This window comes from Endothiovibrio diazotrophicus, assembly GCF_054657215.1.
Genome location: NZ_BAAHXB010000024.1, coordinates 48415 through 55676, shown reverse-complemented (window position 1 = coordinate 55676; position 7262 = coordinate 48415). Strand labels below are relative to the sequence as shown.

The following is a 7262-nucleotide window of genomic DNA, read 5'->3' as shown; positions in this document are numbered from 1 at the left end:
CCCCTCCCACTCCCGCGGCTCGATCCCCCATAGTCCGACAGGCTCCTAGGCAACCGATTGGTAGTAGAGGTTCTGCGGGTGGCTCGACTGGGCGAAGAAGAACCAGCGTTCGAGCAGCAGCCCGACGTACTGGATGGCGAACGCCGCCAGTGGCAGCACCTCGGAGGAGGCGGCGTAGGAGGCGCCGATCACCGCCAGCGGCAGCGGGAAGACCAGCAGCAGGAACGCCCAGTGGACGGTGCGCAGGGTCGCCGGGGACTTGCCGTGGAAGAATTCGCGGGTGTTGAACGAGCCGCCCATGAAGCCCATCGAGCGCTGGTTGAGCTGCGGGTGACGCATGCCGGTGGCGCTTTGCAGGGTGGAGCGGATGCGGATGCGACGGTTGCGCAGCAGGGAGGCACCGCGGGTGAGGAAGGCGGCGACGGTGAGGATCGCCCCCCAGGCGCCGTAGAAGTGGGTCAGTTCGGAGCCGACATAGGCGGAGAAGGCGGCGGTGAGGATGAAACCGGAGGCTCCGCCGAGCAGCACGTAGTTGGCCACGGTGAGCGCGCAGTACCACTCGGGGATGAACTTGACCCCGGCGTAGACCATGCCGGTGCAGACGAAGAGGACGAACGCCATCAACGTGGCGAGCGCCCCCACCACCAGGGTGAGGCTCACCGGGATGGCATCGGCGCCGACGGTGATCAGCACCGGGTTCCAGTCCATGAAGTGGAGGAGGCCGTAGAGGCCGACCAACCCCATCACCGCGGGCAGCGCGATCACCTCGCGGGAGAGCCAGGAGCTGCGCCAGCGGGTGGCGGCACGCCACGCCCGTTCGGGGTGGCCGAGGTGGAAGAACGAGGCGATCAGCCCGGCGACCAGGAAGGCGAAGGCGATGCCGCTGCCCATCCCGTAGAAGTGCTGGTGGTCCTGCACCGGCAGCAGTTCGACCAGCGAATACAACTCGCCGGTATACAAAGCCAGAAACATGCCCTGCCCGACCCCGATCAGGGTGGTCAGAAAAATCACCGAAAATGCCGGATGCATTTGTCGTTACCTCGTCAGCCGAAATCTCTACCTAAGGGTCCTGGTGACGACGCTCTGCGTCGTCACCGGCCACCTTGGACGCTCTGCGTCCGCAATGCGGCACACGCCTTTGCGCGCGGTGCCTTCGTTGCGCACGACGCAGAGCGTCGGTGAAGACGTTCCCACGCGGAGCGTGGGAACGAGCGTTTTTCTCTGCGCCCTCTGCGTCTCTGCGTTCTCCGCGCTGAACATCGAACGCCAAACAGGACTACCAGGACATCACATCGTCGAGCGTCTGCCCCTCTGCCGCCTCCGGCACCCCCTCCTTCTTCAGCGGGTTGTCGGCGCGCACCAGTTCGTCCTCGTGGATGCGGATCTCGGTCTTGCGTCGCGGCAGGTAGTGGTTGGCCGGATTGGTGCCCCACTCCGGCTGCAACGCGAAGCCGCCCCGCTCGCGGATGGCGAGGGAGGCCTCCGAGTTGGGGTCGTGCACGTCGCCGAAGATGCGCGCGCTGGTCGGGCAGGAGAGCACGCAGGCCGGCTTGCGCTCCTCCTCCGGCAGGTTCCGGTCGTAGATGCGGTCGACGCAGAGGGTGCACTTCTTCATCACCTTCTGTTTCTCGTCGAACTCGCGCATGCCATACGGGCAGGACCAGGAGCAGTATTTGCAGCCGATGCACTTGTCGTAGTCGACCAGCACGATGCCGTCCTCATCGCGCTTGTAGCTGGCGCCGGTGGGGCAGACTGGCACGCACGGCGGGTCCTCGCAGTGCAGGCAGGACTTGGGGAAGTGGATCGTCTCGGTGTCGGGGAACTGGCCGCTCTCGAAGGTCTGCACCCGGTTGTAGAAGGTGCCGGTGGGGTCCTCGTCGTAGGGGTTGAGGTCGGTGAGCGGTCCGGACCAGCCGGAGGTGTTCCACTGCTTGCAGCTGGTCACGCAGGCGTGACAGCCGACACAGACGTTGAGGTCGATGACCAGGGCCAATTGCGTCATGGTCTGTAGTCTCGTTCCAGGGCGGGCGCGGCCCGCCGTGTCAATGTTCGTTCAATCTCAGGAAAGGAAGAGTTAACCGCAGATGAGCGCAGATTTACGCAGATTCAGAAGCGAAAAATCTGCGTTCATCTGCGTTCATCTGCGTTCATCTGCGTTCATCTGCGTTCATCTGCGTTCATCTGCGTTCATCTGCGTTCATCTGCGGTTCGATCTTCTCTTTTTTCATGTGCTGAGTTGACGCGCCTTACGCCTTCTTCTTGAACTTCCCGGCGAAGTACTGCAGCCATTTCGGCCGCTTCCGCGTCATCCCGGGGGCGGCCTTCATCGGCTTGAACTGCGGCCAGCTCTGCTCCGGCTCGCCCTCCTCCGCCTTGTAGATGCGCACCCGCACGTCGTACCAGGCGGCCTGGCCGGTGATCGGGTCGGAGTTGGAGAGGTGGTCGCCCGCCTCGCAGGCCGGCAGCTCCTCGGAGATCACGTGGTTGAGCAGGAAGCCCTTCTGCGACTCGTTGGCCTTCGGGCCGAGGCCCCAGGCGCCGCTCGCCTTGCCCACCGCGTTCCAGGTCCACACCGTGCCCGGCTCGGTCGATTCGCTGTAGCGACACATGCAGCGCACCTTGCCGTGCATCGACTCGACCCACATCCAGTCGCCGTCGCCGATGCCCTGGGCACGCGCGGTCTTCGGATTGACGAAGAGATAGTTGTGGGTGTGGATCTGGCGCAGCCAGGCGTTCTGCGAATCCCACGAGTGGTACATCGCCATGGGGCGCTGGGTCACCGCGTTGAGCGGGTACTTGTGGGTGTCGGTGAGCGCGGACTCCAGCGGCTCGTAATGGAACGGCAGCGGATCGAAGTAGCTCTCGACGCGCTTGCGCAGGTGCTGGGGCGGCTGCTTGCCGTCGCTCTTGCCTTGCGCCGCGAGGCGGAACTTCTGCAACACCTCGGAGTAGATGTGGATGTTGATCGGCTCCACGTACTTGGTCAGGCCGTTGGCCCGCGCCCAGGTGAGGTAGCCCTTGTTCCAGTTGCGCATGTACTGGAACGACTTCGGCAGGTGGTGGTGGTAGTAGGCACCGTTCTGCTCGTACATCTCCCATTGGCGCGGGTTGGGCTCGCCCTTCATGAACTTCTCGCCGCCCTGGCCGCGCCAGCCGGAGAGGAAGCCGATGCCGGAGCCCGGCTCGGTCTCGAAATTGATGATGAAGTCGGGGTAGTCGCGGAACTTGCGCGAGCCGTCGGCCTGCACGAAGGCGGGCAGGCCGAGGCGGCTACCCATCTCGATCAGCACCTCCTGGAACGGCTTGGAGTCGCCCAGCCGCGGCAGGATCGGCAGGCGCACCGAGTCCACCGGGCCGTCGAACTCGGAGATCGGCCGGTCGAGCATCGACATCACGTCGTGGCGTTCCAGATAGCTGGTATCGGGCAGCACCAGGTCGGCGAAGGCGACCATCTCGGAGTGGAAGGCATCGGCGACGATGATGTAGGGGATCTTGTACTCCCCATTCTCGTCCTTGTCCTTCAGCATGTCGCGGACGTCCATGGTGTTCATGGAGGAGTTCCACGCCATGTTGGCCATGAAGATCAGCAGAGTGTCGAGCTGGTAGGGGTCGCCGCGCCAGGCGTTGGTGATGACGTTGTGCATCAGGCCGTGGGCGGAGAGCGGGTGCTCCCAGGAGAAGCCCTTGTCGATGCGCACCGGCTCGCCCTGCTCATCAACGAACAGGTCGTCCGGGTCGGCGGGCCAGCCCAGCGGCATGCCGGCCAGCGGGGTCTCCGGCTGCACGCCTTCGGGGCCCTTCGGGGTCTTCGCGCAGGGCGGGATCGGCCGCGGGAAGGGGGCCTTGTGACGGAAGCCGCCGGGGGTGTCGATGGTGCCGAGGATCGACATCAGGATCGACATCGCGCGGATGGTCTGGAAGCCGTTGGAGTGGGCGGCCAGGCCGCGCATGGCGTGGAAGGCGACCGGCGAGCCCTTGACCGTCTCGTGGTCGTTGTCCCACACGTCGGTCCAGGCGATCGGCAGCTCGATCTTCTGGTCGCGGGCGGTGACGCCCATCTCGTGGGCGAGACGCACGATGGTCTTCGCCGGGATGCCGGTGATCCCCTCGGCCCACTCCGGGGTGTACTGCTGCACCCGCTCCTTGAGCAACTGGAAGGAGGGCTTCACCGGGGTGCCGTCGGCGAGCTTGAACTCGCCCAGCAGGTAGGGGTCGGCGCCGGGAGTGTGGGTGGAGATCGGCTTGTTCAGCTCGCGGTCCCACCACAGCTTGTTCTGCGGGTCGAAGCACCCCTCCTCCGGCGGCACTTCGAAGCGCACGAACATGCCGTGCTCGGAACTCTCCTCATCCATGTTCACCAGCTCGGCGGCGTTGGTGTACTGGGTGAGGAAGTCACGGTCGTAGAGGCCCTGCTTGATCAGCTCGTGGGTCAGCGCCAGGAACAGCGCGCCGTCGGTGCCGGGCTTGATCGGGATCCACTCGTCGGCGATCGCCGAGTAGCCGGTGCGCACCGGGTTGATCGAGATGAAGCGGCCGCCGTCGCGCTTGAACTTGGAGAGCGCGATCTTCATCGGGTTGGAGTGGTGATCCTCGGCGGTGCCAATCATCACGAAGAGCTTGGCGCGATCCAGATCCGGCCCGCCGAACTCCCAGAAGGAGCCGCCGATGGTGTAGATCATGCCGGCGGCCATGTTGACCGAGCAGAAGCCGCCGTGGGCGGCGTAGTTGGGGGTGCCGAACTGCTTGGCGAAGAGCCCGGTGAGCGCCTGCATCTGGTCGCGGCCGGTGAATACGGCGAACTTCTTGGGATCCTCCTTGCGCAGCCTGCCCATCCGCTCCTCCATGATGGAGAAGGCCTCGTCCCAGGAGATCTCCTCGAACTCGGCGTCGCCACGCTCGGCGTTGGCGCGGCGCTTGAGCGGCTTGGTCAGGCGGCCGGGGGAGTACTGCTTCATGATCCCCGAGGAGCCCTTGGCACAGAGCACGCCCTTGTTCAGCGGGTGCTCCGGGTTGCCCTGGATGAAGCGCACCTGGCCGTCGCGCAGATGGACCTTGATGCCACAGCGACAGGCGCACATGTAGCAGGTGGTCTTCTTGATCTCGACCCGTCCCCGGTCGGAATCGGAAACCTTGGTGGGATCTTCCATACCGATACGTACCCGATTTGGCCGGGCGGCCCGCGGGCGGCCCGTCTGTCGTTGGGAGGAGGTCCCCGGGAGTGCGCTGGGCATGGCCCAGTCTCGCCGGGGAGCGCACGAAAGTGAGGCACTATACGGTATAGAAGAATTTTCTAATATTAGTTTTGTTTTATGTGCGGATAAGAAACCTTATCAAGCGTATGGAAATAGGACGTCAGACGTCGGGATGGTGCTGCCGCCAATTTGAACGTCAATCTTTACCCGCATCGATTTCATCCTTCCCAACATCGCTCCCGCTTTCGCAACCCACCGACATCTCTGGAGCCGTGGGTTGGCGCTACCGCGCCGACGCGAACGGGGGCAAAGGCGAGAAACCTCACGCCGAACCCAACCGAACGGTACGATTCACTCGGAAATTCCCCTGCCACCGCGCGCGCCGCTGCCTCCGTTTATGTCGCCGCGGTAGCGGCGACCTACTCAGACCGCTACCGCCTTGCGGAACAACCCGAAGAAATTCTCGGTGGTGCGCTCCGCCACCGCCTCCCAGGCGAGGCCGCGCTGTTCGGCGACGCACTCGGCGACGTGGCGGGTAAAACCGGGCACGTTGGGCTTGCCGCGGTGGGGCACCGGGGTGAGGTAGGGGGCGTCGGTCTCCACCAGGATCCGTTCTGCCGGGCACTTGGCTGCCACCTCGCGCAGGGTCTCGGCGTTGTTGAAGGTGACGATTCCGGAAAAGGAGATGTGGAAGTTGAGGTCGATGGAGCGCTTCGCCTGCTCCCAGTCACCGGAGAAGCAGTGCACCACCCCGCCCACCTCCCCGGCCCCCTCCTCCTCGAGGATGCGGATCGTATCGTCGAAGGCCTCGCGGATGTGGACCACCAGCGGCAGCCCGCTGCACTTGGCGGCGGCGATATGGCGACGGAGGCGATCGCGCTGCCACTCCAGGTCCCCTTCGCTGCGGTAGTAATCGAGACCGGTCTCCCCGATCGCCACCACCCGCGGATCGGCAGCCATCTCCACCAGTTCCTCCACCTCGGGGTCGTGCCCCTTGGTCTCGTTGGGGTGGACGCCGGCGGTAGCGGAGACGCCGAAGCCGGCCTCGGCCATCGCCTCCACCTGGGCGCGCATCTTCGGGTACGCCTTCATGTTGACGGCAACGCAGAGCATGTGGCCGACGCCCAGTTCCCGGGCGTGTTCCATGGCGTTGCCGAGTTCATTGTCGTAGGCCTTGAGATTGAGCTGATCAAGGTGGCAGTGGGAGTCGACGAGATAGAGAGACATGACGTGGATCCATCCTGGTGGTTCTCGGGCGCGCCATTCTACCCCACGCAACGGCGAATGAGACCCCCACGTGCGATTGCGCAGTTCGCGCCCCGCCTACGGAATAGACACATGGGGGAAGGTATTCACCCCCATTACCCTCCTCCACCGCCTGCTCTAACCTTCCTCGGCATGGAACGAGACCGGAGGGAGTCGAACCGCCGTCGCGCGGACAAATAACGAGAAACGATCACTCCGTAGGCGCCATGAACCCATTCACCCGAATCTCCCCGTCCCCCTCCTTCGCCATCCCGCCCACCGACCACCCCGGAGACCGCCGATTCGCCCTCCCCCCCGCTCCCCAGCCACCCTCCGTCGGTGGAGTGGGAACCCGAAGAAGGATCCATATCGGAAAACCGCTCCGGTTCGGGTAACGAATCGCATTAAGCGGGTAGAAGTTATCCGTTAAGATAAAAACCTTAGCATAATCACGCATTTTCCCAATTCACGCCGGCTCCCCGAACGACTAACTTAAGCTAGGGAGAACCCCAGCACCTGCCGAGCGAGACGAGCCCGCGATGTACCGCTTATGAAACATCAATATACCGCCCAGCCCCACCCCGCCCTGCTCGCCTGGCGGCGGAAGGCCTACCGCCCCTCCGTGGCGCTGCCGGCGGTGGGCGCGATCTACCGCGACTGGGAAAACCGCAGCCTGCTGGTGCTGACCCTCCACGGGGATCAGATCCTGATCGAGTACGCCGACGGCGAGACCCGCACCATCGGCATCACCGACTGGCACACCCTCCGCCCGGTCCGCTCGATCTGCTGAGCTTCGGTCTTACCACGAAATCCCTTCCTGGTTGA

5 protein-coding genes are annotated in these 7262 nt (G+C 64.5%); 1 reads left to right on the top strand and 4 read right to left on the bottom strand.

The window, feature by feature from the left end:
- Positions 1 to 45 precede the first annotated feature (45 nt).
- From ACYQ2W_RS08730 to ACYQ2W_RS08715, 4 genes are all read right to left on the bottom strand, one after another.
- On the bottom strand, positions 46 to 1029 hold the full coding sequence (locus ACYQ2W_RS08730; RefSeq protein ID WP_459865346.1) for a dimethyl sulfoxide reductase anchor subunit family protein: 984 nt from the start codon (positions 1027 to 1029) through the stop codon (positions 46 to 48).
- 247 nt (positions 1030 to 1276) lie between these two features.
- Complete coding sequence (locus ACYQ2W_RS08725; RefSeq protein WP_459865344.1) at positions 1277 to 2002, bottom strand: 4Fe-4S dicluster domain-containing protein; 726 nt, start codon at positions 2000 to 2002, stop codon at positions 1277 to 1279.
- Positions 2003 to 2246: 244 nt separating this feature from the next.
- A complete protein-coding gene (locus tag ACYQ2W_RS08720) occupies positions 2247 to 5147 on the bottom strand; it encodes a molybdopterin oxidoreductase family protein (protein WP_459865342.1) in 2901 nt (966 codons plus the stop codon).
- 468 nt (positions 5148 to 5615) lie between these two features.
- Positions 5616 to 6419: a TatD family hydrolase gene (locus ACYQ2W_RS08715; protein ID WP_459865340.1), complete on the bottom strand. Its 804-nt coding sequence runs from the start codon at positions 6417 to 6419 to the stop codon at positions 5616 to 5618.
- Positions 6420 to 6987: 568 nt separating this feature from the next.
- Here ACYQ2W_RS08715 and ACYQ2W_RS08710 point away from each other — a divergent pair.
- Positions 6988 to 7227 carry a hypothetical protein gene (locus tag ACYQ2W_RS08710; RefSeq protein ID WP_459865338.1) on the top strand — a complete coding sequence of 80 codons (240 nt, stop codon included), beginning with the start codon at positions 6988 to 6990 and terminating at the stop codon, positions 7225 to 7227.
- The last annotated feature ends 35 nt before the right edge of the window (positions 7228 to 7262 follow it).

What these genes read in the sequence shown, in the direction of transcription:
- ACYQ2W_RS08725 (WP_459865344.1), bottom strand. Translation starts at nt 2,002, where the DNA reads ATGACGCAATTGGCCCTGGTCATCGACCTCAACGTCTGTGTCGGCTGT.
- ACYQ2W_RS08710 (WP_459865338.1), top strand. Translation starts at nt 6,988, where the DNA reads ATGAAACATCAATATACCGCCCAGCCCCACCCCGCCCTGCTCGCCTGG.
- ACYQ2W_RS08730 (WP_459865346.1), bottom strand. Translation starts at nt 1,029, where the DNA reads ATGCATCCGGCATTTTCGGTGATTTTTCTGACCACCCTGATCGGGGTC.
- ACYQ2W_RS08720 (WP_459865342.1), bottom strand. Translation starts at nt 5,147, where the DNA reads ATGGAAGATCCCACCAAGGTTTCCGATTCCGACCGGGGACGGGTCGAG.
- ACYQ2W_RS08715 (WP_459865340.1), bottom strand. Translation starts at nt 6,419, where the DNA reads ATGTCTCTCTATCTCGTCGACTCCCACTGCCACCTTGATCAGCTCAAT.